The sequence below is a fragment of the Streptomyces cellostaticus genome (assembly GCF_001513965.1).
In the GTDB taxonomy this organism is placed as follows: domain Bacteria; phylum Actinomycetota; class Actinomycetes; order Streptomycetales; family Streptomycetaceae; genus Streptomyces; species Streptomyces cellostaticus.
In genome coordinates this window covers 130,138-156,256 of sequence record NZ_KQ948032.1, presented here as the reverse complement: position 1 = coordinate 156,256, position 26,119 = coordinate 130,138, and the positions used below count along the sequence as shown (strand labels likewise).

Here is a 26,119-nt window from a genome sequence, read left to right as displayed (position 1 = left end):
GGCCTTTTTCGTCCCCGATGGCGTCGACAATTCCAGCATGACGCAAGCACCCCCCACACCCGCCACGTCGACCGAGACCGATGTGGAGCCTCCGCCGCCCTTCTACATCACCAACGAGCAGGAACGCCGGCTGCGTATCCAGGCCGAAAGGATCGAACCAGCGCTCGTCATCTCCCAGCCCTCTTCGTTCGACGAGTACGTCCGCCAGCTCATGGTTCCCCCGGCAGTGATGGACCTCGCCCGCAAGGCCGCCAACATCCGGCTGTCCGCCTGGGAGACCCAGGCGATCCGCTGGCATCTCGACCCGCGCACGGACACCTCGCCCCGGCTGCTGCGGCAGATCCTGCACGACAAGGTCTACGGCGAGAGGGGCGACAAGAGCCACCCCCCGTACATCCGGGTGGCCTGCACCGGCAAGGGCAAGTACGACGGCCTGGCCAGGCAGCAGCACGGAGTCCCGGAGCCGGCCTTCGACGAGAACGCGAAGTACGGCTCACCGGTGGTCCTGGAGATCTGGCCGGCGCAGCACTATTCGCCGATCCATTCGCACGGAAACACTACGGGGATCATCTACTGTCTCGCCGGACAGCTCGATGTCATGTCGTACAAAAAGCTGGACTGGGACGCCGAGAAGCGCGGGCTGGTGACGCTCACACCCGGCCAGTGCGCGTGGCTGACCCGTGACACGTACGCCGTGCATAAGGTGTTCTGCCCGATGGACGGCGGAGTCATGAGCAGCGACGGGCTCATGAACGACAGCGCCGATTTCGGGGCGAGTTTCCACGTGTATCTCAATGAGAACGAGGTGCACCTGGACGCGTACGAGGGAGCGGACCTCACCCGCGAGGTCTTCGAGTACATCCACGAGACCAAGCGCACCAAGGAGAAGTTCACCACGTACTCCGACCTCTCGTGGCCGGTCCTGCGCGAGGTCCTCGCCAGGACCCCGCTCGAATAGCCCTCAGGCGGTTCTCGCTCTCGTACCGGTCGGCGTGCGTTGAGCAGCGGGCGCTCATCTTCTTCGGGCCACGTAGACCGGGCACCGCCGCCAAACCATGAGGAGTCCTATCGGCCATGACGGACTGGGCGGTTACCGAACTGGGGCCCCACGACCGGTCGGCCGTGACGGCGGCCATCACCCTGTTCGAGGCGGTCGTGGGGCGCGGCATGCTCAGCGTCGACCAGGCACTCCAAGGTGTCCACGACGGGACGCTGCTCTTCCTGGTCGCTCGCGCAGGGATGCAATCGGCTGTGGTGGGTGCGGCCACTGCCTGCGTGCTGGACGACGACAGTTACGGGGAATTCGTCGCTCCCATGCCGGTCAGTGCCCTTCCCACCACCCCACCGTCCGCCGACGGCCGCCGAATCGGACGTCTGGGTACCATGCCGTGGCCGCCCCGATGCGCCGACGCGGCGTCGGAAGCGCCCTCACCGCACGGCGCTCGCAATGGTTGCGACAACGATGCACCGAGGCGTACGTGATCTCCTGGTTGCACAATGAGCCGGACCGCAGCGAGGGCGTGCTGAAGGCCGCTGGCTGGCAGCCCGTCACCGTTCTGCACGACTACTGGGTACGGGCGACGACGACCGGCGAGGCGGACTGCTCCCAGTGTGGCCGGCCCTGTCACTGTCCGGGTCTGCTGTTGCGTCTGCCCGGTGACCGTGGTCCCAGTGACTGGTGATCCTCGTCAGGGCGCCGCGGCAGCGGCGGTGACCGTCAGAGCCTTGACGTCCACGTAGGTGCTCGGCTCACAGGAATGGTTGAGGTAGGCCACGACCTGCAGGCCGTCGATGTGCCGGTCGGCCGCGATCTGGACGGACGTGCGAGTGGGGTAGGAGCGGCACTCGGCCCCACAGATCGTGGCCACCACATCGTCTTCCCTGAGGGCATTTTCGGTGACCAGGCCGCGGCCGGCTCCGGGCTGCTCGACGATCCGCACGGTCACCATACGAGTCCAAGACTCCTTTGCAGTGGTCCGCGGAGGGCGTTGCCGTAACTGAAGCAAGCGTCCTATGCCGCCACTTCCGTCGCGACAGCGGTGTCTGCGGCATAGGCAGTGCACCCCGTGTCCACGCTGGCTGGCAGGTGTGAAGGACCGCACCGCGAGCCGATGGGAGCACCGCAGCATGACGGTCGATCAGTCCGGTCCGCAAACTGTCGCCGACTTTCCGTTCGGTCCCGCCCACGAGACCCGGGTCGACACCTGGAAGGTCGAGTTGCACCGCATGGCCGTGGCGACGGCGCTGGCGACGGGTCTGCTGGTGGTGTCCGTGGACATGCCCGGCACAGGCGAGGCCCCGGGCCCTCTGACCGCGGACGGCGACCGCCTTCTGTCCGCGCTCGTCGGTGAGATACGACGCCGGCGCCCGGGCGAACCCGTGGCCTACCTGGGCCTGAGCTTCGGCGGCCACTGGGCGGTCAAACTGGCCCTGCGGGGCGTGGTCGACGCGGCGGTGGACATCGGCGGGCCGACCGGCGCGGGCGAGCCCGAGGAGCCGATCGACGTACTCGCCCTCCCGTACGGCATGCCGGGCATCCTGGGCAACGCCCTCGGCCTGGCCGCCCTCCCGAAGGCAGCCGGGACCGACGGCATGCTGGCCGCGTTCTCCCTGCGCCGCCAGGGGCTGCTGGGCCTTCCTGCGGACGACGTGGACACCTGCGTACCGCTGCTGGCCGCGAACGGCGCGCACGACCAGTTCATCCCGCGCGGCGACACCACTCGCCTGGCCGCCCTCCCGAACACCACGGTATGGATCGTGCCGGGCGCCACCCACTGCGCGGCCGAACACATCCGCCCGCTGCCGGCAGGCACCTGGGCCTGGCTGCTGACCCGCCCGCCCTTCCGCCGTCACCTGGCGGTGCGCACTGCCTGACCGGGCCGCTCCACTGAGACGAGGACTTCCTGCATGGAAGTCCCAGCCGCTCACAAGGACGTCGGCCACCATCGCCTCCACCGTGCACACGACACCCGTCAGAACTTGCTGAGGGAACGAGAAGCGACGGCGCTTGTGTGGCCGCGCAGGCTCTGACCTGGGGATACGTCGCCTCCAGCGTGGCTTCGAGAGCTGGCTTCGCTCCGCTGTTTACCGTGGTTGTCCGGTCTTATGGGCACGCTGTGGGCACGGCTTCGAAGAACGGCGAGCAGAGCGCGTGCACGAACGGGCTCTGTGCTTGGCTCGGCTGGTCCGGGTGTCCAGCTCGGGGCGGCCTTTGCGAGTGCGCGTGCCTTCCGGCGAAGAGCGCCCAGCTGCGGGATCGACTGTTGCGCTTCCTCGGAACGGCCGACGCTCGGCTCTGATTCATTTGCCGGCATCTGGGCCGTACCACTGGAGTGCCTGGCTGGTGACGGCGGCGATGCACTCGAAGTCGCTCGGTGCATTGAAGCGCCTGGGCAGCCCTTGACCACCGTGTCGGCCTTCGGCCACCGGCCGGGCCAGGCCCTGGAGAACAGCCGGGGCGCGACCGGTGCCATGAAGCGTCGACGGGTCACCGGGCCGTGGCAGCGCTCAGCATCCGGTAGGTGAAATCGCTACGGCGGCATCCCGGGTGGGCGAGTCCGGCCGCCGCCGCGGCGGTACGGTGTGCGGCAGTCGATCGCGCGTTCTGTGATCGCTGACCAACAAGGGGGTTTCATGACACACCGCCGCCCGCGCCACCGTCGTAGAGTGATCGCCAGAGCGGTCGGCTCGGCGGGTGCGCTGGCCGTCGCGCTGGCTATGGGGATGACGCCGGCGATGGCCGCCGGGAAGACGTCCGACAAGCCTTCGGCCACCGGGTTCTCGGCCGACCAGCCCGACCGGAACACGCCCTGGGCGCCCGAGAACGACGAGGCGCCGCTGCACCACAAGCCCATACACCCTGAGGCGCTCACGTCCGCCCGCACGGCCCCGTCCGGCCTGCAGCTCAACATGCCGGCGCCGACCGGGCAACACAGCGTGGGTATGGTCGGCCTGCACCTTGTCGACACGTCCCGTACGGATCCGTACGTGTCCGGCAAGCGTCGCGAGTTGATGGTGTCGCTCTGGTATCCGGCCACCGCCACGTCCGGGCACTATCAGGCGCCGTGGATGCCGTCGATCTCCGGCGCCCACTTCCTCGCCTCGCGCGGGCTGTCGCCGCAGCAGGTGACCCTGCCGAAGACCGCGGGCCGTGTCCTCGCCCCGGTGAAGACCACGCTCGGCAAGCTGCCCGTCCTGTTGTACTCGACCGGGCTGCACTCGGACCGCGCGATGGGCACCGCGCTCGCCCAGGATCTCGCCAGCCGCGGCTACCTCGTCGTCACCGTCGACCACACCCACGACGCCAACGAGGTGCAGTTCCCCGGCAACCGGCTCGAGGTCAACAGCATGCCGTCGGGCGCCCACTCCTCCGACACGCTCAAGGTGCGGGCGGCCGACATCCGGTTCGTCATCAACGCACTCGGCAAGATCAGCAGTGGAGGCAACCCGGACGCCGGCCACGCAACGCTCCCCTCCGGGCTGTCCAAGTCGGTGGACACCTCCCGTATCGGGATGTTCGGCTGGTCGCTGGGCGGCGCGGCGGTCGACACCGCCATGCAGCTCGACCACCGCATCGCCGCCGGTGCCAACCTGGACGGCCAGTTCTTCGGGACGGCTCCGAGCAAGGACCTGGACCGCCCCTTCATGCTCTTCAGCTCCGGCTACCACAACCGCAACAACGACGGGTCGTGGCGCACGCTGTGGTCGCATCTGAAGGGATACCGGGTCGACATCAAGCTCCAGGGCGCGGCGCACCTGTCGTTCAGCGACAACGAGTGGATGGTGCCGCAGGAGGCGGGCCTGCTCGGGCTCTCCCAGGCTCAGCTCCAGCAGCAGTACGGCACGATCGACCCGAACCGGGCGGTCCAGATCCAGCGCGTCTACCTCGCCGCCTTCTTCGACCAGGAGCTGCGGCACAAGCACAGCACCCTGCTCGACGGGCCCGCCAACAAGTACCCGGAGATCTCTTTCGTCCGCTGACCGGACAGCCGAAGGACCGGGCCTGTTCGCGGGTCCGCCCTTCGGTGCGCGGGGGGTGGCGGTCCCGCATGTGTCGCCGCCGCACAGGGGTCCCGTTGTCTCGTACGACACACGGGGCGAAAGTGTGATGGTTATGTGATCACAGGAAGCTAGAATGTTCGCCCTATCGAACATTTGGGCGCCCGGCGCCAGTTGAGGAAGGACCCGCTGCCCTGCCCTCCGCACCCCGGGCGCCGCGCCGGCACCGCACCCGCCGCCGCGCCGATATGCCGATGCTTGGCGGGGTGCGCCCGCCGATAGCCTCACTTGTCGTACTCCTGCTGGTGGTCGCCGCCCTGACCGTGATCGGCCTCGACGGCATCCACACCGGGGGCATCCCGCAGGCCGTGTTGAACGGGGAGCAGCGGATCGCCGCGGACACCGCGCAGTCGATGCGTACCGCGATCGAAGCCGAGGCGAGCACGGTACGCCGTACGGCCAACGCGTACCCGGCGACAAGCACATCGACCCCCACGACCGCGCTCAAAGCGCTGACCTCTGCCAGGAAGGCGGCCCTCGGCCGTGTCCTGCTCGACGCGCACACCGGCAAACTGCTGGCGACGGGCGGCAAGACCGTGCCGCTGGCCGGAGTGGGCGTCGCCAGGACGGCGTCCGGGCACGGGGAGATCCCGCCCCGGCTGGTGACGTCGGGCGGCACGCGGCAACTGCTGTACTTCGCCAAGGTCACGCTGCCCGCGCAGCAGGACGACCCCGACCAGGACCAGTACCAGGCTCAGAGCGGGACCGAGCGGCAGTGGCTGCTGGTGGTCTCCGAGGTGCTCCCCGCCCTCACGGCGTACGGCGACGGACGCACCGCCGAAGTGCTGGACGCGAGCGGCACAGTGCTCGCCACTGCAGTCCACGGCACGGCGTCGCCGGCCGCCGCCGGCAGCGGTCTGTCCGCGGCGGCGGCCCGCGCGGCGCACGGGTCGGGGAGTGACACCGACGCCTCGGGAAGCATGCTGGGCGCCGCCACCGGCAGCCGGCGCACCGTGGCCGGCTGGGCCCAGGTCGCCTCGGCGACCGGGCAGGGCGAAACCGACGACCTCGGTCTGGTGGTGCTCACCTCCCGCGCGGTGCCCGCCACGACCACCGCCGCCGACTACTCGGGCTTCGCGCTCGAGGCGGCCGGAGCGCTGGCCGTGGTCGCGCTGCTGCTCGGGATGGCGCTGTACTTCTCCGTGCAGCAGCCACTGCTGAGGCTGTACCTGTCCGCCGGCCGTCTGGCCCGGGGTGCGACCGGGGACGGGCCGGCCGCGTCGGCGGAGCTGTCCCGGCCGGTTCCGGTACATGGCTTCGGGGAACTGGCGCGGATCGGGCGGGCCCTGGACTCACTGCGCGGGCAACTGCTCGGCGAGAGCGGCCCGCAGGAGTTCCCGGCCCGGCGCGGACCGGGCTACCGGGCGCTGGCCGTGGCCGGCGTGGTGGTGGTGGCCTGCTGGTCGATGCCGATGATCTTCGTGCTGAACCGGGCGGACACCGCGACCGCGGTTCCGGCTCCGGTCCTCGCCGACCAGCAGGCGCGCACCGAGATCGCGACGAACCGAGTCCGGCAGTCCCTCGACCGGTCGTACACCGACCTGAGCGAGGCGGCCGCGAGTCTGCCGGGCAAGAGCCGGGCTGCCCAGACCGAGGTTCTGCAAAAGTCCCTCGCCGACCACAAGCAGTATCGCTCGCTGTACCTTCTGGACCGCTCGGGGACCATCATGCTGAGGGTGGGCGACACACCGCTTCGGACCCTCGTCCACGTGCCCCACGGCGGCGGGATCACCACCGTCAACACCTCGGGCCGGATACCGGCGATCGCCGCCTACGCGCAGGTCCGGGCCGGCAAGGGCAAGGCCCCGGCGGCCGGGGTGGTCCTGTTCGGCGAGATCGACGTGAAGGCGCTCAACTCCATTCTGCCCAGGCCGAAGCTGGGCAGCGTCTGGGTGACGGACCGCGACGACAAGGTGCTGGCGGCGAGCGTGGGCTACCGCGCCTTCCAGTCGCTGCCCGACTCCGGCCTGACCCGTCTCGCCCGCGCCACCCAGGGCGCCCCGGGGACCACGGGCACCGCGACCTCGGCGGTGCACAACACGTCCTCCGGTCCATCGGTCGACGCCGCCGCGCCGCTGGCGCAGAGCGGCCCGACGGCCCGTCTCGGCTGGCACGTGGTGGCCGCGGAGCCCGCGGCAGCGCTCCAGATCCCCGCGGTGCAGGCCGAGCAGCACACCATGCTCGCCGGCATCCTGGGCCTCGCCGTGGGCGCGGCCTGCCTGGGGTGGCTGCATGTCGTGGTGATCCGGCCGCTGCGCGCGGTCGCCGTGCTCGTCGAACGGCTCGCCGGCGGAGACCGCCGCACCGTGCTGCATCCGGTCAACCACGACGAGATCGGCTCGGTCACCCGCAGCCTGGAGCTGGTGCGCCAGGCCCTGGCGGAACACGACCGGGCGGCCAGATCCGGCCACGCCGCCGGGCCCTCCCGGCCCCTGCGTGAGAACACCCTCCAGCGGTAGAAGGACGGAATCGGCGTGCTCTTCCTCTATGTCATCGTCCTGCTGTGCTGCACCGCTCTGTGGATCGCCGGAATCCTGGAGCAGCGGCGGCACTTCGCCTCGCTGGAGCAGATACCGACGCGGGTGCTGGTCAACGGCATCCGCGGCAAGAGTTCGATCACCCGGCTGTGCGCGGGCGCGCTGCGCGGCGGCGGCCTGGTCACGGTGTCCAAGACCACCGGCACCGCGGCCCGGTTCATCCATCCGGACGCCACCGAGGAGCCGGTGTACCGCAAGTTCGGCATCTCCAACATCGTCGAGCAGATCGGCATCGTACGGCGGGCGGCAACCTACCGGCCGGACGCGCTGGTGATCGAGTGCATGGCGGTGATGCCCGCGCTGCAGGAGATCAATCAGGAGAAGCTGATCCGCTCCACGATCGGCGTGCTGTGCAACGTCCGCGAGGACCATCTGGAGGAGATGGGGCCGACGCTGGACGACGTCGCCCGCTCGCTCTCCCGCTCGATGCCGGTGGGCGGGGTGTGTGTGACGGCGGAGAAGGACCGGCTGCACATCCTCCAGGAGGAGGCCGACAAGCGGAACTGCCAGCTGATCGCGGTCGATCCGGAGTCGGTGACCGACGCCGAACTGCGCGGCTTCAGCTGGTTCACCTTCAAGGAGAACGTGGCGATCGCGCTCGCCGTCGCCGAGCTGCTCGGCGTGGAGCGGCAGACCGCGATGCAGGGCATGTGGGACGCGCCGCCCGACCCGGGCGTGCTGTCCGTGGAGCGCTATGTCACCCCCGAGGGCAAGCGGCTGCGGTTCGCCAACGTCTTCGCGGCCAACGACCCCGAGTCGACGCTGATGAACGTCAAGCAGCTGGAGGATCTGGGCGCGATCAGACGGCCGATCGGCGTGGTCATCAACTGCCGCCCGGACCGGGTGGAGCGCAACGGCCAGATGGGCACGATCGTCCCCGACCTCGCCGCCGAGACGGTGTTCCTGATCGGCCACCCGACCAAGAGCGCCCGCGACGCGATTCCGGACGGCTTCACCGGGCGGGTGGTGGATCTCGGCGGCGACCGCCGGGACCCCGAGGAGCTGACCGCGGCGATCCTCGCGGAACTCGGCCCGGACTCCTCGCTGGTGGCGATCGGCAACATCCACGGCCAGGGCGAGCTGTTCCTGGAGTGCCTCGCCGATCTGCCGCTGGACGACTCCGAGGACCTGTTCGACGCCGTTCCCGACGGCGACGGCCTGGACCAGGAGACCATGCAGATCGCCATACCCCGGCCGCGGGTCTCGGTGGCCCGGCCGCCCGAGCCGGAGCCGTACAGCTGGGTGGCACCGCTGGAGACACCGACGTACGCCTTCCGCATCCCGGAGCAGCGCGAACTCGCCCACCGGTTCGCCGACCGCCAGGGCCGGCCCGATGACCAGAGCACCGCGGACGACCCGCAACACTCCTACGATCCGTACCAGTTCACGAGGAACCCGTGATCCCCGCCAATCTCAACGCACAGACCGCCGCGCTCGGGATCGCCCTCGGGCTGGTCTTCTCGCTGGTCTGCTATCTGACCACCAACCTCTCCCCCGGGGGGATGATCACCCCGGGCTGGATCGCCCTCACGCTCGTCACCGACGTGCGGATGGCCGGGCTGATGGTCGCCGTAGCGGCGGGCACGTACTTCATGATGAAGCTGGTGCAGCGCACGGTGATCCTCTACGGCAAGCGGCTGTTCGCCGCCGTCGTGCTGTGCGCGGTGCTGATGCAGACTACCGTGATGCTCGCCCTCAGCCACGAGTTTCCGTTGCTGTACACGTCACAGACCCTTGGCTTCATCGTCCCCGGCCTGGTCTCCTACCAGATGGCCCGTCAGCCGCTGGCGGCCACGGTCATCTCGACCACGGCGGTGACCCTGGCCACGTATGTGGTGCTGGTCGCCGGCCTGTTGACCGGGGCCCTGCCCACCGGCTGACCAGCTGACCTAGCTCACCACCCTCTCACCTCACAGTTCCAGGAGGATCGGCCATGCACTCCGAACCCGTCGGCAGGCGAAGCCGCCCGACTCGCCGCGCCGTGTTCGGGACGATCGCGGGCGTGGCGGCCGCTGGGGTGGCGGGCGGGTACGCCTGGGAGCGCCTCGGGCACGGCAGCGACGACGACGGCGGCGGTACGGCCGCCGACGGCACGGGCTCCGGCCCTGGCGCCCGGTCCAGTGCCGGGCCCCACACCTTCGAGCGGCTGTCCGCGCCCGACCGCACCGTGGTCCGTGCCGGGGACGGCGGCACGCTCGCCACTTTCACCGACGGCGCCCGCACGGCCGTACTCACCGGGCCCACCCGCAGCTTCAGCGAGCCGCGGACCACCGAGGCCAAGGTGACCACGGACGCCTGGGTGCGGGTGCTGCCGCACGCGTGGCAGCGGGGTATGGAGAAGTCCGCCTGGTTCAAGAGCTGGTTCCGCAAGACGCTCGGCGACAGCAGCCCGGACGTCTTCGCCGTGGCGTTCCAGTACAGCAGCGCCGGGGCGCCCGACAAGCACAACGCCGACGGCGTGCGCTACGCGGGCACCGCGCACTTCGGGCCGCGCAACGCCGCGGTCAACAACCCGCTGGACTTCGCCTTCCACGACGAGCAGTCCGACTTCTACGACTATCTGGGGACTGACTGGACCTTCCCGGACGGCACGCGCGTGCAGCCGGAGAAGGCCCGCTACGGCGATGTCGACTGCTCCGGCTTCCAGCGTCTGGTGTGGGGCTACCGCATGGGCATACCCCTCCACAACACCAACACCCGGGGCACCGGTCTGCCGCGCCGCGCCTACGCCATCGCCGCCTACGGTCCCGGCCGCCAGGTGATCTCCCACACCGGCAAGCAGCAGGCCACCGACCTGGACGTCCTGCAACCCGGCGATCTGGTCTTCTTCGCCATCATCAAGGACCGGCCGGACTTCATCGACCACTGCGGCATGTACATGGGCCTCGACGACCAGGGCCGGCACCGCTTCTATTCCAGTCGCTCCGCCGCCAACGGCCCCACCCTGGGTGACCTGTCGGGCCACTCACTGCTGGACGGCACCGACTTCTACGCCCGCGGCTTCCGGGCGGCCCGCCGCCTGTGACTCCGCCGCGTGTGCACCGCCGCTTCACCTGACCTGCTGATCCGAGGACCACTGCCATGACCGCCATCCCCGCCGCCCAGCCCACCGGAGCGCAGCAAGGCCGTCGCGCGGCGAACCGCCGCTCCGGCCGGCCGGAGGACGCCCCGCGCTGGGAGCGCCCGGCGCTCGCAGCGGTACTGGCCGTCGCCACGGTGCTGTACTCCTGGGGCATCGGGCAGGCCGCGCTCCACCCCTTCTACGGTGCGGCGATACGCTCGATGGCCGGCAGCTGGCGTGCGTTCTTCTTCGGCGGGCTCGACGCCGCCGGTTCGATCAGCATCGACAAGCTGCCCGGCGCCTTCTGGCCCGACGCCGTCTCCGTCTGGCTCTTCGGCCCGCACACCTGGGCGGCCGCGCTTCCACAGGTCGTCGAGGGCGTGCTCACCGTATGGCTGTTGCACCGGATCGTACGGGCCTGGGCCGGTCCGTTCGCCGCGCTGATCGCCGCGCTGGCGCTCACCCTCACCCCGGTCACCGTGGCGCTCAACCGTGCCACCATCCCGGACACCGCGCTCACTCTGCTCCTGGTGGCGGCCGCCGGAGCACTGCAGAAGGCGGTGCGCACCGAGCGGCTGCTGCCGCTGATCACCTGCGGGATCTGGGTCGGGCTCGCCTTCCAGGCGAAGATGCTGCAGGCGTGGCTGGTGCTGCCAGTCTTCGCCGCCGTGTACCAACTCGTCGCGCCCGGCAGGCCGTTGCACCGGGCTGTGCGCGTCCTGGTGGGCGGGGCGGTCGCGCTGGCGGTCTCCTGCTCCTGGATGTTCATCGCCTCGGCGACACCGGCCGCCGACCGCCCGTACCTCGACGGAACGTCCGACAACAATCCGTTCGCCCTGGTCTTCGGTTACAACGGCCTGAGCCGCTTCAGCAGCGATCCCACCGCGTTCGGCGCCGTCGCGGGCACCGCCGCCAGCCGCACCACCGGCAACACCGGCTGGGACATGCTGATCAACGACACGGTCGGCCCGCAGGTCGCCTGGTTGCTGCCGCTCGCCGTGCTCGCCGCGGTCCTGGGCGTCGGCCGGCGCGCCGGCCGACCGCGAACCGACCTGCCGCGCGCGGGATTTCTGCTGTGGGGTGGCTGGCTGGCCGTGCACGCACTGGTGTTCAGCGTCTCCAACGGCAACCACGCCTACTACACGGCCGTCATCGCCCCGGCGCTCGCCGCGCTGACCGGCGGCGGCCTCGCGCTCTTCCGCCGGGAGTACGAGGCGAAGTACGAGCCGGAGCCGGCGGCGGAGTACGAGGCGGAGCACGAGGCGGCCGGCCGGCGACACCTGGCGCTGCCGGCGGCGATCGCGCTGACGGCGGCGTGGGCGCTGGTGCTCGACTGGCCGACCCGATTCGTCTCCTGGCTGCTGCCGGTCGCCGTGATGCTCGCGCTGTGCGGCGTGGTGGGCCTGTGGAGTCGCGGGCCGCGCACCTCCCCGCGGAAGATCCACGCCGCCCTCGCCGCCGGGATCGCGGCCACTCTGGTCGTACCGGCCGGCTGGGCCGTCTCCAGCCTCAACCCGCTCTACGCGGGCGCCGCCGCCTCGCCGATGGCCGGTCCGGTCGGCAAGTCGTACCACGAGCATCATCGTCACGCTCCGCGGAGGGGAGGGCTTGACCGGCCCAGCGCCCGCGACACCGCCCTGCTCGACTACCTCACCACGCACCGCCACGGCGAGAAGTACCTGCTTGCCACCCAGGCCGCCTACACCGCCGAGCCCCTACTGCGCGCGAAGTCCGAGCCCATCCTCGTCATGGGCGGCTTCACCGGCAGCACTCCCTTCCCGACCGCCCAGCAGCTCGGCAGCCTCGTCACCGCCCACCAGTTGCGCTATGCGCTGCTCACCACCCTGCGCCCCACCACTCCCGCCACCACCTGGGCGAAGTCCCACTGCACCCGCATCCGGCCCACCGCCTACGGCGTCCGCACCGACGGCAGCTTCACCCTCTACGACTGCGCCCCCCAGAGGTGAGGCGACGCCCGCCCAGGTCAGAGACCCGGCCCTGATCACCTGGGCTGACGGACCCCGGGGAAGACGGTGAAGCCCTCGGGGTCGGCGCGGAGGGGCTGGAGAAGGTGGTCCAGCCGAGCAGATGATGCCCTCCGGTCGGTGCGAGGCGCCGCGCGCACCTATGACTCGGGCGTTGGTGCTGCCCGCGCCCAGAGTGCGCCCGTAAGAGCGGACAACAAACAAACCCCAGGCCGCTGACCTGGGGTTTCAATCTGGAGCGGGTGACGAGAATCGAACTCGCGCTCTCAGCTTGGGAAGCGACGGCGCTTGGACAGTCGCATGGCGGCTGACCTGCGGGGATGGGATACGCCTGCGCCGTTGCACGGGCCGGTTGGTACCGCTGGTGACCCTGGTCGTCCGCTCTTATGGGCACGCGGTGGGCACGGCGTCGAAGGACGCCGGCCGAAGCGCTTGCGCGAACGGGTTCTGCGCTTGGCGCCACTGTCTCCGTCGACATGCCCGGGGACCCTTGGCGAGTGCACAGCCCTTCCGGCGGGGTGCGCCTCCCGGAGGCGAGGGCGGCGTCGGTCCGGCAGCAGCGGACCGGCGACTTTCCGAGCCGTGCTCTCCTTCGGTCGCAAGACGGCGTTCCGGATACGGCACGCGCCCGCGTGTTCAGGCGGAGTCGGAGCCGGCACGGCCCGCCGATTCGCTGGCGGCACGACGGTACTCGGCGTTGATCCGCTGCGCTTCCTCGAGCTGGTCCTCGAGGATGACGATGCGGCACGCGGCCTCGATCGGAGTCCCCTTGTCGACGAGCTCCCGGGCGCGCGCGGCGATCCGCAGTTGGTAGCGGGAGTACCGGCGATGTCCCCCCTCCGAGCGGAGCGGAGTGATCAGACGAGCCTCACCGATGGCCCGGAGGAAGGCCGGGGTGGCGCCGAGCATCTCGGCTGCCCGGCCCATTGTGTACGCGGGGTAGTCGTCGTCGTCCAGACGATCATTCAGGGGGTTGTCCGATGTCATGTCACCTCGTTGTGCAACGCGTCGAGGGGCCCTGGTGCGTACGGCACCAGGGCCCCGGAGGAAATTGAACACCATCTGTCGGCCCTACTGCTGTGCCGACCTTCTGTTTCCGCTAGCCGACCCGTAGAGGGGGGTGCGGGGGGATCGCAGCTGCTTGACCGGGGACCACCATCCATTCCGGGGTCTTGCGGTACCCGGGCCGAGTGCTTCTCGGGCCGGGCGATCCTGATGGCGTCTGCTCCTCCCTTCCTCTCTGAACCAACCACTGAGTGAACCGGTACTGCTGTTGGCAGCTCCTCGACGTGCGAGCCGCCCAGTGCGGCTCTCAGTCCCGTCACCCGTTCTGAGAACACTCTGGCTTCGAGGCTCGAGAGCCGCACTGACCTGCGTACTTCGTACTCAGCCACCCGCCAGTTCGTGTCTGGCGGGTCTCGTCGACCGTGTCTACGAGAAGAAGCATACCCATGTCAGGAACGAAAATCTACTCATGCAAAAGCAGATTTCACCCTTCTGGTGAAGGAAGAAGCCTGCCGCGATCGGGCCTCACCGGTTGGCGGAAGCCGCCTCCTGCCGAGCGCGCAACTGCTTCGGCCCCACGGGCGGTTCTTGATACAGGTGGGCCGAATAAGCTGTGCTGTCATGTCGAACCCTGATGAGCTGCTCGTCGCCATCTCCGCCGCGGTGGAGTCCGAGCGAAGCAATCAGATGTCGCTGACCGTGGTCGTCGGCGGCGCCGTCATCACCGGCCGGCTGGCTCCGGAGGCCGTGTGGAGGGAGCGGGTGGCGGAGGTCCTGAAGGACTCGGACCGTCTCCGCCCGTTCTCGGACGTCTTTGCGTGCGGTCCGCGAGGGAACCGGCCCGGTCGCGGCGAGGCGCCCACGCATCTGCACTTTCATCTCGCTCGGATCCTGCAGGGCAGCCTCGGCATCCCGGAGACGGGCGGCATGTACCGAGTCGCGATCAAGGACGTCAGCGCATGGACCGTAGGAGATCTCATCCACTTCGACCGGTGAGACGCTGCCTCCGCCCCGTTGCCCGGCCGGCGCTTTCCGAGCGGACGGCGACACAGCGGTGGGGGCCCTGCCGACGCGCGTCGGCAGGGCCCCCACCGGGATCCTGAGGGCGGTCTCCCGCCCGTCCTCACACGGCCACGGGGCCGGTGCCACCGAGCAGTGCGGACGCGGTGTGGAGGAGAGTGGGTCCACCCTCGCCCACGGGCGCGCCCTCGGGGCGGTCGTGGCAGGTGAAGCCGAGGCGTGTCATGGCCCGCACGACCTCGTCGGCGGTGAAGTCACGGGGGTCCTGTCGCGTGATGACCTGGCCCACCTGCTTGACGGGGTAGCGGCGGCGGCCGATGGTCACGGACGCCCCCGTGACGAGCTCGGGCCTGACGCCCTTCATCGAGGCCAGAACCCCGGTCCTGGTCAGGTCGAACGGGTACCGGGCGATGACACAGCGCATGATGCCTCACAGGGGAGAAATCGCGGGGAGAAGGAGAACGGGCCGCCCGGGGCGAGACGGATCAGCACGCGAGGGCGGGTACGCCCGGAACCCGGCCGTACTCACCGACGCCGCCCGAGCGGCTGCCGGGTGAGGGCAGTGGTGCGTCGAGGACGTCCCGCAGACGGATCCGGTCCGTGTACGCGGAACTGTCGCGGAGAACGGCGAGCCGGAGCCGGGTGACCAAGCCTGTGCTCTCGTCGTCCCCGTCGCACACGGTCAGGTACTCGACCCGGGCACTCGCCATGACGGCCAGAGCCACCTCGACGGTCATGTCGTCACATACCCGAGGCCCGTGCCCTTCGCTGTCGTTCACCACGGACACGGGGGTGGGGTGGTCCGGCCTGCGGTACTGCGTCCGCGCTGGCGTCAAGGGTGTCTCCTTCGGTAAGGGCTGGTCGGCTTGGCGGCCTTCGGCCCCGGGAGACCACGGCGGCTTCCGGGAGGCCAACGGGGCTCCGGGGACTGCGCCGGCCTAAGCAGTCGAGTCGTTGCCGGGCCGCCGCTGTGCCCTGCGGCGCACCCCCGCGCCGACGGGTCGGCCCTGGCCGGTGCGGCCCCGGCGGTCCCCGGACGGCGAAGGCGCGCGGCGGGTGCGTTCCACGACAGGTGCGGTGATGACCACAGGGACCCCGGAGGGCGCCTGGGCACCCGTGATGCGGCTCAGCTCCGCCTCGCCCGAGCGGACCGGGGTGATGCGCGGGGTGATGCCGGCCGAAGCCATCAGCCGGGTCATGCCGCGGCGCTGGCCGGGGGTCACCAGGGTGACGACGCTGCCGGACTCCCCGGCGCGGGCCGTACGGCCGCCACGGTGCAGATAGTCCTTGTGGTCGCTGGGCGGGTCCACGTTGACGACCAGGTCGAGGCTGTCGACGTGGATGCCGCGGGCCGCGACGTTGGTGGCCACCAGGACGGTGACGTGACCGTCCTTGAACTGCGCCAGGGTCCGGGTGCGCTGCGGCTGGGACCGGCCACCGTGCAGGGCCGCGGCGCGGACACCGCTGCTCAGCAGGTGCTTGGTCAGCCGGTCCACGGCGTGCTTGGTGTCCAGGAACATGATGACCCGGCCGTCCCGGGCCGCGATCTCGGTGGTCGTGCGGTGCTTGTCCGCGTCGTGCACGTGGAGTAGGTGGTGCTCCATCGTGGTGACGGCACCGGCCGACGGGTCGACGGAGTGCACCACCGGGTCGGTCAGGTAGCCACGGACCAGCAGGTCGACGTTGCGGTCCAGGGTGGCCGAGAACAACATCCGCTGGCCCTCGGGGCGCACCTGGTCGAGCAGGGCGGTGACCTGGGGCATGAAGCCCATGTCGGTCATCTGGTCGGCCTCGTCGAGCACGGTGATGCCGACGTCGGCGAGCCGGCAGTCGCCCCGGTCGATGAGGTCCTTGAGCCGACCGGGCGTCGCGACGACCACCTCCGCGCCGGCCCGCAGCGCACCGGCCTGCCTGCCGATGGACATTCCGCCGACGACGGTGGCGAGCCGCAGGCTCACGGAGCGGGCGTAGGGAGCGAGCGCGTCGGTGACCTGCTGGGCCAGCTCACGGGTGGGGACGAGAATCAGGGCCAGCGGCCGACGCGGCTCGGCACGCCGGCCCGCCGTACGGGCCAGTACTGCGAGGCCGAAGGCGAGGGTCTTGCCCGAGCCGGTGCGGCCGCGACCGAGTACGTCGCGGCCGGCCAGGGAGTTCGGCAGGGTGGCCGCCTGGATCGGGAACGGTACGGTCACGCCTTCATGGCCGAGCGTGGCCAGCAACGGCGCCGGCATGGCGAGACCGGCGAACGACTCGACAGCGGGCAACGCGGGCCTGACCGTCTTCGGCAGCGCGAAATCGGCCCCCGCGGGCTGTCGGTTTCCGTAACCACTGGAGAGGTGCGGAACGCCGGAGCGGCCCGCAGCAGCGCTTCCTCCGAATCGGTCGTATGTGCGATTGGGGCGTGCGCGAGTGGTACGTGTGCGGTTCATGCGGAACCTTCCTCGATGTGGGCACGTATCAAGGAATTTCCGCAGCAGAATGAGCGGCGCAGAATCGCGAGAACGAGCCGAAAAAGACAGGGCAGAATCGCCCTGGGAATAAAGCGAGCTGGGGCCCGCACCCCAAGGTGCGGGCCCCAGCTGCGAAGTATGCGTCAGTGCCGGTGCGTCAGGCGGGAACGATGTTCTCGGCCGTCGGGCCCTTCTGGCCCTGCGCGATGTCGAACGAGACCTTCTGGCCTTCCAGCAGCTCGCGGAAACCCTGGGCAGCGATGTTCGAGTAGTGGGCGAAGACGTCGGGGCCGCCGCCGTCCTGCTCGATGAAGCCGAAGCCCTTTTCCGCGTTGAACCACTTCACAGTGCCAGTAGCCATGTTGTTTCTCCTTCGGAGGCGGTGTACAGGAATACGCACTGTGCGCATTCCGTGTCGCCGTGATGATCAGCCGTCGGAAAAACCTTCTGGCAACCACACCTGCAACTGAGTTCGACAGTAGCACGGTGCGATCGGCCTTGCGGGGTCGATAATTCTGCTCCGCAGGGCGGTCGAAAAATACTCGCCGTACCCTGCACCTATTCCTCATTTCACGGGCACAGATATTACTCTCCGTGGACGCGGCTTTCCTGTCGTGCGCTTCCGCCTACAGCCCTGTGACCTCCCTCGACGGCAGATGTGCCGCTGCCACCGTCGTCGGCGGATGGCACAACGGCGAACGCGCCTGAGACTCCTGTACTGCAACAAAGACCACATCCCCGCGAAGAGCGCGACGGCCGGTGGCCGGCAGCCACCTCCGCAGGGCAGCGCGCGACCTCGTCCCGCGGTGGCGGACGCTTTGGGCGACGTCCAGACGACGGTGATTCGTCAGTCAGGTGGATCCCGGAGATTCCGGGGGCACGGGGAGTAGCGTGGGAGGGGCGAGGCGAGTCCCGTGTTCGCACCGGCTCCCAAAGACGGGTGGTCCTCACGACCGGCTCCGATTCACCCCCTGATTCCCTGCATCTGCCGAGCGGCGTTCACCGGACCGTACGGCCGGGGTGCGCCCTCCTCCGGCTGGAGACGACGGAGTCGCGGGAAGGTGTCCTGGAGGGTGCGTGGTGGCCGCGGTCGCGCGACATCGCTGCCGAGCTGCCCGAGACCTCGGCGTGCAACCGCTGATAGCCCGGCGCGACACCGAGCATGGTTCCGGACTCGGCACCCAACGCTGGGGCGTGGAGCGCGCGTTCGCCCACCTGCACTGGTTTCGTCGCCTGCGGATCCGCTGGGAGATCCACGACGGCATCCATGAAGCCTTCCTCACCTTGGCATGTGTGCTCATCTGCTGGAGGCGCTTGAAGTCATCCCAAGAGGAGTTCTTGGGACTTCAGCAAAGCGACAGGCTGGTCACCCGATTGACTCGAGGCGGCCACGAATCAGGCTCCGGCGATGGTCCGGCCAGGCATCGCCTCCGCGAGCGCGACCCGCCAGGCCGGCGCGCCGAAGGGGTCGGCGAAGTACTGCGTCTCGTGCACCACATGCTGGTCAGCGAATTCCATGATGCTCACCGAGTACGAAGGCACACCGTTGGTGATGAGGCATTCGCTCACCCACAGATTCGCATGGCCGGTGATCCGTTGGACGGTGAAGTGTCGGTCGGCAGGGTGGCCGCCACGTTGCGCGGAGATCGTCGCGCGGCCCCGGAACCGCTCACCTGACTGCGGGTAGTCCAGGAGCGCGTCCGTGGCGTAGATGGCGTGCTCGGCTTCGGTGTCCCCGCGTTCCGAGGCCCGCCAGCGCTCCTCGATCGCGGCCCTGGTCCGAGAGTCGGCAGCCCTGGCACCGCCCTTCCGTGCGGTGCCAGCCTAGGCACTCCGGGCCACAACCAGCCGGGGCCAGGCGGACCTGGGCTGCCAAGTCCTCCCTTTGGCCGGACCGGAGGGCTGCAGCCGTCCACCGTGGCAACGGCGTCGTCCAAATTGCCCTAGACAACAAACAAACCCCAGGCCACCGACCTGGGGTTTCTCTCTGGAGCGGGTGACGAGAATCGAACTCGCGCTCTCAGCTTGGGAAGCTGATGTGATCCAGAGGGTAATCCCGCCTCTGACGTGCTGAAACGTCCTGATCATCGACTCTCGCCGCACCGCCGCTTGCCCCGTGATTCCCCGCTGTTCCCCGCCTGTTCTGGCACGCATGTGGCACGTGCGCACCAGGTCGGCGGAGCGGCTTTGGCCGGTGGCCTGCCCGGTCTGGGGTCGAGCATGATCAGGGGGCCGTACGCTAGTTGGCAACTCGGGCAGGCTTTGGGCCTGACCGCAATTAGCACGAGTGGCCCCCTGGTCTTGCTCGACGCGGGACCCGGACCGGGGAGGTGGGTAAAGCCGTGGAGCCGACCGCCCCGGCCCCGGAGGGTTTCCCCACATCTGGGCCGCAGTGAGAATGCGGCCCCAGGGGCCAGGCCCGGGCGCCGAAGGCGCAGAGGGCCAGGCCCAAGGGGCCAGCCCGCGCCGTGCGCGGGCCCTTGATGATGTAGGGAAAGTGCTACCGCGCCGGGATCAAGCGGCGGCCATCGTGGCTGCGTACATGCGGGCCTCCACCGTCCAGGGCGTCCAGGAGACGGATTGCGTAGACCTCGGTCATCCGCTCGGTCACTTCAGTGGGCGTGAGCCATTCGACTGCCGACGACTCGTCAGACGTGCGCTCATTGCCCCCGGTCGGCTTGCATCGGAAGACCAGGGCGACGACACCGAGCGAGACGTTCTTGTAGACCCCAGTCAGCTCGGCCACATCGACATGAACGCCGGTCTCTTCGAGTACCTCGCGTCGTACCCCTTCCTCCGGCGCCTCTTCGATTTCCAGCACTCCGCCGGGAAGCTCCCACGTTCCGTTGTCCGCGCGCCGGATCGCCAAGAGCCGCCCATCATCGCGAACGACCGCCCCCGCGACAGATACGGAGTGGCGCGGCGTTGACCGGGTGGCTTGGGCGCTGTTACTCATGTACAGGAGCATAGGAGGAAGAGAAGGACTATGGGAACCGCAGTAGGAGGTGAGAGGTCCGTACCTCGGTACGTACAGATCGCCGAGGAGATCGTGCAGCAGATCCGGGCGGGCATCCTCAGGCCTGGTGAAATGGTGCCGAGTGAGTCAGAGCTTGTCGAGCGCTACGGCGTCTCCGGCGGCACGATCCGCAAGGCCATGGTTGAGGTGCGCGCGAGCGGGCTCGTCGAGACCCGGCACGGCAAGGGATCGATCGTGAAGGATCGGCCGCCGGTACGGCATCGCTCCTCAGATCGCTTCCGGCGCTCGCTCCGGCAGGGCGGCAAGGCCGCGTACCTTGCCGAGTCCGAGCAGTCCGGCGCAACGGCCAAAGTGAGCGTTCTCTACATCGGGCCCATGGAGGCCCCCAAGGATGCCGCCCAGCGGTTGGGCGTCCCCGTCGGCGCCCAGGTGCTCGCCCGGCGGCGCCTCTACTTCCGCAACGGCACTCCCGTCGAGACTGCGACGTCGTACCTCCCGTGGGACGTCGTGAAGGAAATCCCGGAGCTGTTTGCCGAGAACCCCGGCGGTGGCGGCATCTATGCCCGACTCGAAGACCACGGGCACGAGTTCGCCGAGTTCGTCGAGACGCTGCAAGCGCGTCCGGCCTCCAAAGCTGAGGCGTCCGAGCTGGCGCTCAGCCCCGGTGCGCCGGTGGTCCACCTAATCCGCGAGGCTCGTACGACTGAAGGTCTCGTGGTAGAGGTCTGCGACACGCTCATGGCCGCTGACCAGTTCGTTTTCGAGTACCGGATCCCCGCCGCCGACTGACGCGCGCTCAACTCCCCGCAACCCGTCGCAAGTTCTTCTTCGCGGCGGGTTGACTCATGTATAGGAGTCAGGCACTCTTCTTCATGTCACTCATATACATGAGTGGCGGAGTCCAGCCTCTGTAGAGGAGTGATCTGCTGTGCGTCAGATTCCCGTCGACACCTCCGCCGCGACCGTGATGGTCGCCAAGACCCCGCAGCCCAAGGTCAAGGACCGCCGTACCGGCGAGATCGCCATGGACGCCGAGACCGGCGCGACCCTGATGGCCGTGGACGTGATGTTCGCGGCGAACGACGAGGTGGAGATCCTGTCCATCACCGTCCCGGAGCCCGGCATCACGGGCGAGCTGGTGATGGGCACCCCGGTCGCGCTGACCGGCCTGGTGGGGCGGCCGTGGGAGAACGAGTTCAACGGCCAGAAGCGTCACGGCATCGCCTTCCGCGCTGCCGCGGTCACCGCGCTCACCGTCTCCGCGAACGCCAAGGGCTGAACGCCATGACTGGACTTCAGCTCACGACGCTGATCGTCCTGGCGCTGGCCGCTGCCGGGCTCGGGTGGCTGCGCTGGCAGCACCCGGCCTCGTACTGGCTGACCTGCGGCTGGCTGGTCACCGTCGCCCGCATCGTGATCACGCTCAAGTCCGTGATGGAGGCGTGCGGCCTGACCGAGGCGCCGACCCGCTGGCGCCTGTGGCTGGCCGCGGCCACCAACCGGCAACCCGGCCGCATGACGCCGAGGCTCCGCCGGATACGGGTCACCCGCTCCGGCCTGGTCCTTCGGCTGAAGATGCAGCCCGGCCAGGACGTCCAGGACTTCGACGCTGCCACCGAACGGCTCCGTCACGCCTGGCGGGCTCATGGTGTCCAGGTCCGGGCACTCCAGCCGGGAACGCTGGAAGTCCGGCTGATCGGCTACGACGTGCTGCGCAAGGTGACGATGCCCAGCAAGCTGCCCGCGAAGCTGCTTCAGGTGCCGGTGGCGCTGCGCGCTGACGGCTCGGCGCACATGCGGGACTTCCGCACCAGCCCGCATGAGCTGGTGATCGGTGCCACCGAGTCCGGCAAGTCCGTCTACCTGCGCGGACTGGTCAAGGGCCTGGCGGCTCAGCCGGTCGCGCTGGCAGGGATCGACTGCAAGTGGGGTGTGGAGCTGGCACCGTTCGCCCGGCGACTGTCCGCGCTGGCCTGCACCCCCGAGCAGGCGGCCGAACTGCTGGACGCGATGGTGCAGGAGATGACCGGCCGCTATGAGCTGATCCGCGCGGCTCAGCACCTGGCGCCTGGCACCCCGCTGGACTCGATCACCTCAGACATCTGGGGCCTGCCGGAGGACATCCGGCCGGTGCCGCTGGTCATGGTCATCGACGAGGTGGCGGAACTCTTCCTGATCTCCAGTAAGGCAGACGAGAAGCGCCGGGATCACATGGTCACCCAGTTGGTCCGCCTCGCCCAGCTCGGCCGCGCCGCGGGCATCTACCTGGAGGTTTGCGGGCAGCGTTTCGGCTCCGAACTCGGCACCGGCGCCACCGCGCTGCGGGCTCAGCTCACTGGCCGTGTTGCCCACCGTGTCAACGATGAAGCGTCCGCGAAGATGGCGCTCGCCGACGTCAGCCCCCGCGCGGTCGGTGCGGCAACATCGATCGCCGCGAACCGTCCCGGCACTGCCGTGATCGGCCTGCTGACCGGTGGCTGGGCTCGCATCCGTTCCCCGTTCGTTTCGCTCCACGAAGCGGTCAAGGCCTGCGCGGACAACGCGCACTTGACGCCGGATATCCCCACCCTGGCTCCGTTCCGCCCCCATCGCACGACCGTCCCCGAGGACGCCCGCGAACTCGCCGCGGAAACCGCCTGAACCCTCCCCGCTCCATCGGTTGGCGCGACCGCATCGCGCCAGGTCCCTACCTGAGCCATGCCCGAAGGAGAACGCCATGGCCGCACGGAAGACGACCAGCCGCAAGCCCAAGAAACAGCCCTGCCCCGACTGCCAGAACGGGCAAATCCTGGAGTCCTTCCAGGTCGGCGGTCGCCGCAAGCGCGTGAGCGACGACCGACAGGAGGCCCTGTGCCTGACCTGCTTGGGCACCGGCGAAGCCCCAACCGCCTGAACCCGCCGGGACCGGGCGGCCGGACTCGATCCCCGCCCCGTCCTGGCCCAACTCCCTGAAGGAGGTGAGGACATGACCCGCTCAATCCGCCCGGATGCCGTGCTCGTACAGGCCGTGATCGCCGGTGCCCTGTCCTTCGCCCACCTGCACGACCTTGCCGCCGCGGCCGGACAGTCCGGCTGGAAAGCCTGGGCCTACCCGATCAGCGTTGACCTGCTCCTGGTCGCCGCATGGCGACGGCTCCGCTCGGACGGCCCGTCCCGGCTGGCCTGGTGCTGGTTCCTGATCGCCCTGGTCGCCTCGCTCGGCGCCAACGTCGCCACCGCCGGACTCCTCGACCTGGGTGAGGTTCCGGCCTGGCTGCGGATCCTGGTCGCCGCCTGGCCCGCGCTGGCCTTCATGGGCGGAACCCTGCTCGCCCACTCGCCCGCGCCCAAGTCGGCCGGGGACCGGGTGCCGGTTCCGCCGGCGCCCGCAGCCCCGGCCCCCGCACCCGACCCGGCTCCCGCTCCGGAGCCTGCCGCCGCCCTCGAAACCGAGGACGCCCCGGCCCTGCCGGTGGCTGACCCGGCTCCGGCTCCTCAGGTCCCTGACGCACTGCTCACCTACGCCCGCAAGGTCGCCGACGACCACCGCGCCCGCACCGGCGGCCCGATCGACACCGACACCCTCCGCGCCCGCCTGGGTGTCCCCGACCCGATGGCTACCGCCATCGCCGCTCAACTCGCCTGAGAGGAGAACCACCCATGCCCCGCTACCGCTTCCGCGACGTCCGCCGCATCGGCCCGGTACAGGTCGGCACCTTCACCGACCGCCACGGCCGCGAGGCCCACGCGACCGCCTGCACCGCGCCCGGCTGCGACTGGTCCGCCGAATACCTCAGCGCCGCCGCCGCGGAGCTCGCCGCCCAAAGCCACCGCTGCAACGCCCGCTGACCACAAGGGAGATCACGTCATGAGCCTGCCGCTCTGGTTCGTCGTCGCCGTCGTCGCCTACCTCGGGATCAAGCTCACCCGCCCGCCGCTGTGGCTGGTCGTCGTCCTGCTCCTGGGCGGCTACCTCATCGCCGACAGCTTCCTTGCCCCCGCCGTCGACTCCATCGCCAAGTAACCACCCCAGAAGGGAGATCACCGATGCTCCGCCCCAAGGTGCCCACCAACCCGACGCCGACCGGCCTGGTCACTCCGCCCGCCCTCATCGAGCCGACCGCCGTCGTCCCGAGTGCTCAGACCCCGCCGCCAGCTCCGACGGCCCCGGCCCCGGCCCCGGCGTCGTCCCGGCCCACGATCCAGCTCACCCCCGGCGCCCTGGTCGCCGTCGTCGGCGGCGGCACGGCCGTCGTGCTCGTCGTCGGCGCCGTCCTGGTCTCCATGCTCCTCGCCGTCGCCGTGACGGCCGCCTCGGTCGCGGTGTGCGCGCTCGTCGTCCGCTCGCTCATCGCCACCGAGGCCAAGCGACGTTGACCGGCCCCCGGGCGGCCCTGATACCGCCAAGCATCCGCCGCCCGGGCGCCGTCCCTGTCCGATCCACAGAACCGGAAGGAATCCCCATCATGACCGACCGCGCCCCCGCCCCGGCCCGCATCTGCCCGGACTGCGACGGCTTCGCCTCCGCTGCGGTAACCTCCGGCGGCCGTGACGCCCGCGGCCACCTGCACACGATCAGCGTCGACTGCCAGACCTGCCGCGGCACCGGCACCGTGTCCGCCCGCGTCGCCCAGCTCGCCGGGGGTCGCGCGTGACCGACACCGCGACCTTCGCGGGCCTGGACCCGACCACCCTGGGGGATCTCCTCCGGGTGGCCGGGCTTCCCGGCTTCGACCGCTGGCAGGACCAGATCAAGCGCACCGGCGGCTGCGCCGACCCGATCCACCTGCGCGGCTGGGTCCTGCACAAGGACAAGACGACCGGCGAGGTACTGCACCGCTACAGCACCGAGGGCGAGCCCGGCGGACGGCTCCGCGTAGCCTGCGGCAACCGGCGCGCTTCCCGCTGCCCGGCCTGCGCCTGGACCTACGCCGGGGACACCTATCACCTGATCCGCGCCGGGCTCGCCGGTGACCCGGACAAGGACATCCCGGCGACCGTGCGCGATCACCCCCGAGTCTTCGCCACCTTCACCGCGCCCTCGTTCGGCCCGGTCCACAACCGGCCCGACCGCGGCGTCTGCCGCTGCGGCGTACGGCACGCCCCGGATGACCCGGTCCTCGGCACGGCCCTGGACCCGGCCACGTACGACTACGCGGGCGCCGTCCTCTTCAACAACCATGCCGGTGAGCTGTGGATGCGCTTCACCAACCGGCTCCGCCGCGAGATCGCTAAGCGTGCCGGACTGACACAGCGCGAACTCGCCGACGCATGCCGGGTGTCGTACGGAAAGGTCGCCGAGTTCCAGAAGCGCGGCGCCGTCCACTTTCACGCCGTGATCCGCCTCGACGGTCCGCAGGGACCCGAGTCCCCGCCCCCGTCCTGGGCGTCGGCCGGGCTTCTCACGGATGCGATCCGCGCTGCCGTCACGCACGCCTACACGAGCGTCAGCGTGCCCACCGCCGGGGACCAGCCCGCCCGTACGTTCCAGTGGGGCCGACAACTCGACGTCCGGCCCGTGAAGGCGTTCGGTGACGGCTCCGACATCACCGAGCAGGCGGTTGCCGCGTACGTCGCCAAGTACGCCACCAAGGCCGCCGAGACGACCGGGACCCTAGACCGCCGGATCGGCGAACTCTCCGAACTCGACCGCCACGGCGTCCCCGATCACGCCCGCCGACTGATCACCGCCTGCCGTGACCTGGATGAGCTGTACCCGGACCGGCGCCTGTGGGCCTGGGCTCACATGCTTGGCTTCCGCGGCCACTTCAGCTCGAAGTCCCGCCGCTACTCCACGACGCTTGGCGCACTCCGCCAGGCCCGCGCCGACTTCCGCGCCACGCAGGAACGCGAAGCGCTCGGCCTGGACGACCGCGAGCCGGAAACCGTGCTCATCCTGGCCGACTGGCAGTACGCCGGACACGGCCACACGCCCGGCGAATCCGCCCTGGCCGCGACGATCGCGCGGGGCATCCAAGCCAACCGCGAAACGGCCCGTGAGGCACTGGCCGACAGGCGCCACCTGGACGCAGAGGGGGAGTGGTGAG

The 26,119-nt window shown here is 70.0% G+C and carries 28 protein-coding genes and 2 pseudogenes; 22 read left to right on the top strand and 8 right to left on the bottom strand.

The window, feature by feature from the left end; translation table 11 throughout:
* Window positions 1–37: 37 nt before the first annotated feature.
* A complete protein-coding gene (locus tag AQI88_RS28880) occupies window positions 38–958 on the top strand; it encodes a cupin domain-containing protein (protein ID WP_159050412.1) in 921 nt (306 codons plus the stop codon).
* A gap of 116 nt (window positions 959–1,074) precedes the next feature.
* Window positions 1,075–1,482, top strand: a complete 408-nt coding sequence (locus AQI88_RS28875) for a hypothetical protein (protein ID WP_067004721.1) — start codon at window positions 1,075–1,077, stop codon at window positions 1,480–1,482.
* A gap of 206 nt (window positions 1,483–1,688) precedes the next feature.
* Here the strand turns inward: AQI88_RS28875 and AQI88_RS28865 are convergent, their stop codons facing one another.
* Window positions 1,689–1,949, bottom strand: a complete 261-nt coding sequence (locus AQI88_RS28865) for a hypothetical protein (RefSeq protein WP_067004717.1) — start codon at window positions 1,947–1,949, stop codon at window positions 1,689–1,691.
* 178 nt (window positions 1,950–2,127) lie between these two features.
* On the opposite strand from AQI88_RS28865, the gene AQI88_RS28860 reads away from it, so the two are divergent.
* From AQI88_RS28860 to AQI88_RS28830, 7 genes are all read left to right on the top strand, one after another.
* Entirely contained in the window at window positions 2,128–2,874 is a 747-nt protein-coding gene (locus AQI88_RS28860) for an alpha/beta fold hydrolase (RefSeq protein WP_067004715.1), read from the top strand.
* A gap of 792 nt (window positions 2,875–3,666) precedes the next feature.
* The gene (locus AQI88_RS28855; RefSeq protein ID WP_244184372.1) at window positions 3,667–4,980 is read left to right on the top strand and encodes an alpha/beta hydrolase family protein; all 1,314 of its coding nucleotides are present in this window, start codon (window positions 3,667–3,669) and stop codon (window positions 4,978–4,980) included.
* 284 nt (window positions 4,981–5,264) lie between these two features.
* A complete protein-coding gene (locus AQI88_RS28850) occupies window positions 5,265–7,517 on the top strand; it encodes a HAMP domain-containing protein (protein WP_244184370.1) in 2,253 nt (750 codons plus the stop codon).
* A gap of 15 nt (window positions 7,518–7,532) precedes the next feature.
* Entirely contained in the window at window positions 7,533–8,996 is a 1,464-nt protein-coding gene (gene pgsB / locus AQI88_RS28845; RefSeq protein ID WP_067004712.1) for a poly-gamma-glutamate synthase PgsB, read from the top strand.
* Window positions 8,993–9,475 (top strand): poly-gamma-glutamate biosynthesis protein PgsC/CapC, encoded by a 483-nt coding sequence (locus AQI88_RS28840; RefSeq protein WP_067004711.1) that lies wholly within the window; start codon window positions 8,993–8,995, stop codon window positions 9,473–9,475. The genes pgsB and AQI88_RS28840 overlap by 4 nt, the downstream gene beginning before the upstream one ends.
* Before the next feature lie 53 nt (window positions 9,476–9,528).
* Entirely contained in the window at window positions 9,529–10,620 is a 1,092-nt protein-coding gene (locus AQI88_RS28835; RefSeq protein WP_067004709.1) for an NlpC/P60 family protein, read from the top strand.
* 56 nt (window positions 10,621–10,676) lie between these two features.
* Window positions 10,677–12,623 carry an ArnT family glycosyltransferase gene (locus AQI88_RS28830; RefSeq protein WP_067004707.1) on the top strand — a complete coding sequence of 649 codons (1,947 nt, stop codon included), beginning with the start codon at window positions 10,677–10,679 and terminating at the stop codon, window positions 12,621–12,623.
* Between the two features lie 654 nt (window positions 12,624–13,277).
* On the opposite strand, the gene AQI88_RS28825 is transcribed toward AQI88_RS28830, so the two are convergent.
* Window positions 13,278–13,628 carry a MerR family transcriptional regulator gene (locus tag AQI88_RS28825; RefSeq protein WP_067004705.1) on the bottom strand — a complete coding sequence of 117 codons (351 nt, stop codon included), beginning with the start codon at window positions 13,626–13,628 and terminating at the stop codon, window positions 13,278–13,280.
* A gap of 639 nt (window positions 13,629–14,267) precedes the next feature.
* On the opposite strand from AQI88_RS28825, the gene AQI88_RS28820 reads away from it, so the two are divergent.
* Complete coding sequence (locus tag AQI88_RS28820) at window positions 14,268–14,642, top strand: hypothetical protein (RefSeq protein WP_067004702.1); 375 nt, start codon at window positions 14,268–14,270, stop codon at window positions 14,640–14,642.
* Window positions 14,643–14,769: 127 nt separating this feature from the next.
* Here AQI88_RS28820 and AQI88_RS28815 read toward each other — a convergent pair whose 3' ends face one another.
* The 4 genes from AQI88_RS28815 to AQI88_RS28800 form a co-directional block, all read right to left on the bottom strand.
* A complete protein-coding gene (locus AQI88_RS28815; RefSeq protein ID WP_067004700.1) occupies window positions 14,770–15,090 on the bottom strand; it encodes an SCO5918 family protein in 321 nt (106 codons plus the stop codon).
* A gap of 61 nt (window positions 15,091–15,151) precedes the next feature.
* Window positions 15,152–15,403, bottom strand: a complete 252-nt coding sequence (locus tag AQI88_RS28810) for a CBS domain-containing protein (protein ID WP_244184368.1) — start codon at window positions 15,401–15,403, stop codon at window positions 15,152–15,154.
* Between the two features lie 201 nt (window positions 15,404–15,604).
* On the bottom strand, window positions 15,605–17,095 hold the full coding sequence (locus tag AQI88_RS28805) for a DEAD/DEAH box helicase (RefSeq protein WP_208615928.1): 1,491 nt from the start codon (window positions 17,093–17,095) through the stop codon (window positions 15,605–15,607).
* Window positions 17,096–17,273: 178 nt separating this feature from the next.
* On the bottom strand, window positions 17,274–17,477 hold the full coding sequence (locus tag AQI88_RS28800) for a cold-shock protein (RefSeq protein ID WP_030342329.1): 204 nt from the start codon (window positions 17,475–17,477) through the stop codon (window positions 17,274–17,276).
* Window positions 17,478–18,056: 579 nt separating this feature from the next.
* On the opposite strand from AQI88_RS28800, the pseudogene AQI88_RS47945 reads away from it, so the two are divergent.
* Both AQI88_RS47945 and AQI88_RS47940 read left to right on the top strand, forming a co-directional pair.
* Window positions 18,057–18,233, top strand: a pseudogene (locus AQI88_RS47945) (DUF5994 family protein); the annotation flags it as partial.
* Window positions 18,212–18,448: pseudogene (locus tag AQI88_RS47940) on the top strand (transposase); the annotation flags it as partial. The pseudogenes AQI88_RS47945 and AQI88_RS47940, both read left to right, overlap by 22 nt.
* Window positions 18,449–18,511: 63 nt before the next feature.
* On the opposite strand, the gene AQI88_RS48580 reads toward AQI88_RS47940, so the two are convergent.
* Window positions 18,512–18,634, bottom strand: a complete 123-nt coding sequence (locus AQI88_RS48580; protein WP_279616578.1) for a hypothetical protein — start codon at window positions 18,632–18,634, stop codon at window positions 18,512–18,514.
* A gap of 982 nt (window positions 18,635–19,616) precedes the next feature.
* Complete coding sequence (locus AQI88_RS28795) at window positions 19,617–20,084, bottom strand: NUDIX hydrolase (RefSeq protein ID WP_067004695.1); 468 nt, start codon at window positions 20,082–20,084, stop codon at window positions 19,617–19,619.
* 18 nt (window positions 20,085–20,102) lie between these two features.
* Here AQI88_RS28795 and AQI88_RS28790 point away from each other — a divergent pair, with 18 nt between their 5' ends.
* The 10 genes from AQI88_RS28790 (at window position 20,103) to repSA (ending at window position 26,118) form a co-directional block, all read left to right on the top strand.
* Entirely contained in the window at window positions 20,103–20,882 is a 780-nt protein-coding gene (locus AQI88_RS28790) for a GntR family transcriptional regulator (protein WP_067004692.1), read from the top strand.
* A gap of 139 nt (window positions 20,883–21,021) precedes the next feature.
* Window positions 21,022–21,372 (top strand): SCO3933 family regulatory protein, encoded by a 351-nt coding sequence (locus AQI88_RS28785; protein WP_067004690.1) that lies wholly within the window; start codon window positions 21,022–21,024, stop codon window positions 21,370–21,372.
* 5 nt (window positions 21,373–21,377) lie between these two features.
* Entirely contained in the window at window positions 21,378–22,733 is a 1,356-nt protein-coding gene (locus AQI88_RS28780; protein WP_067004688.1) for an FtsK/SpoIIIE domain-containing protein, read from the top strand.
* Window positions 22,734–22,809: 76 nt separating this feature from the next.
* On the top strand, window positions 22,810–22,986 hold the full coding sequence (locus AQI88_RS46775) for a hypothetical protein (RefSeq protein ID WP_167357484.1): 177 nt from the start codon (window positions 22,810–22,812) through the stop codon (window positions 22,984–22,986).
* A 72-nt stretch (window positions 22,987–23,058) separates the two neighbouring features.
* Complete coding sequence (locus AQI88_RS28775) at window positions 23,059–23,718, top strand: DUF2637 domain-containing protein (RefSeq protein WP_067004686.1); 660 nt, start codon at window positions 23,059–23,061, stop codon at window positions 23,716–23,718.
* A 14-nt stretch (window positions 23,719–23,732) separates the two neighbouring features.
* Window positions 23,733–23,921, top strand: a complete 189-nt coding sequence (locus tag AQI88_RS28770) for a mobile element transfer protein (protein ID WP_067004685.1) — start codon at window positions 23,733–23,735, stop codon at window positions 23,919–23,921.
* Between the two features lie 19 nt (window positions 23,922–23,940).
* The gene (locus AQI88_RS46770; protein ID WP_167357483.1) at window positions 23,941–24,096 is read left to right on the top strand and encodes a hypothetical protein; all 156 of its coding nucleotides are present in this window, start codon (window positions 23,941–23,943) and stop codon (window positions 24,094–24,096) included.
* A 23-nt stretch (window positions 24,097–24,119) separates the two neighbouring features.
* On the top strand, window positions 24,120–24,449 hold the full coding sequence (locus AQI88_RS28765; RefSeq protein ID WP_067004683.1) for a SpdD-like protein: 330 nt from the start codon (window positions 24,120–24,122) through the stop codon (window positions 24,447–24,449).
* Between the two features lie 89 nt (window positions 24,450–24,538).
* Window positions 24,539–24,727, top strand: coding sequence for a hypothetical protein (locus tag AQI88_RS28760; RefSeq protein WP_067004680.1), 189 nt, complete (start codon window positions 24,539–24,541; stop codon window positions 24,725–24,727).
* Window positions 24,724–26,118: a replication initiator protein RepSA gene (gene repSA / locus AQI88_RS28755; RefSeq protein WP_067004678.1), complete on the top strand. Its 1,395-nt coding sequence runs from the start codon at window positions 24,724–24,726 to the stop codon at window positions 26,116–26,118. Before AQI88_RS28760 ends, repSA begins: the two co-directional genes overlap by 4 nt.
* Window position 26,119: the final 1 nt, after the last annotated feature.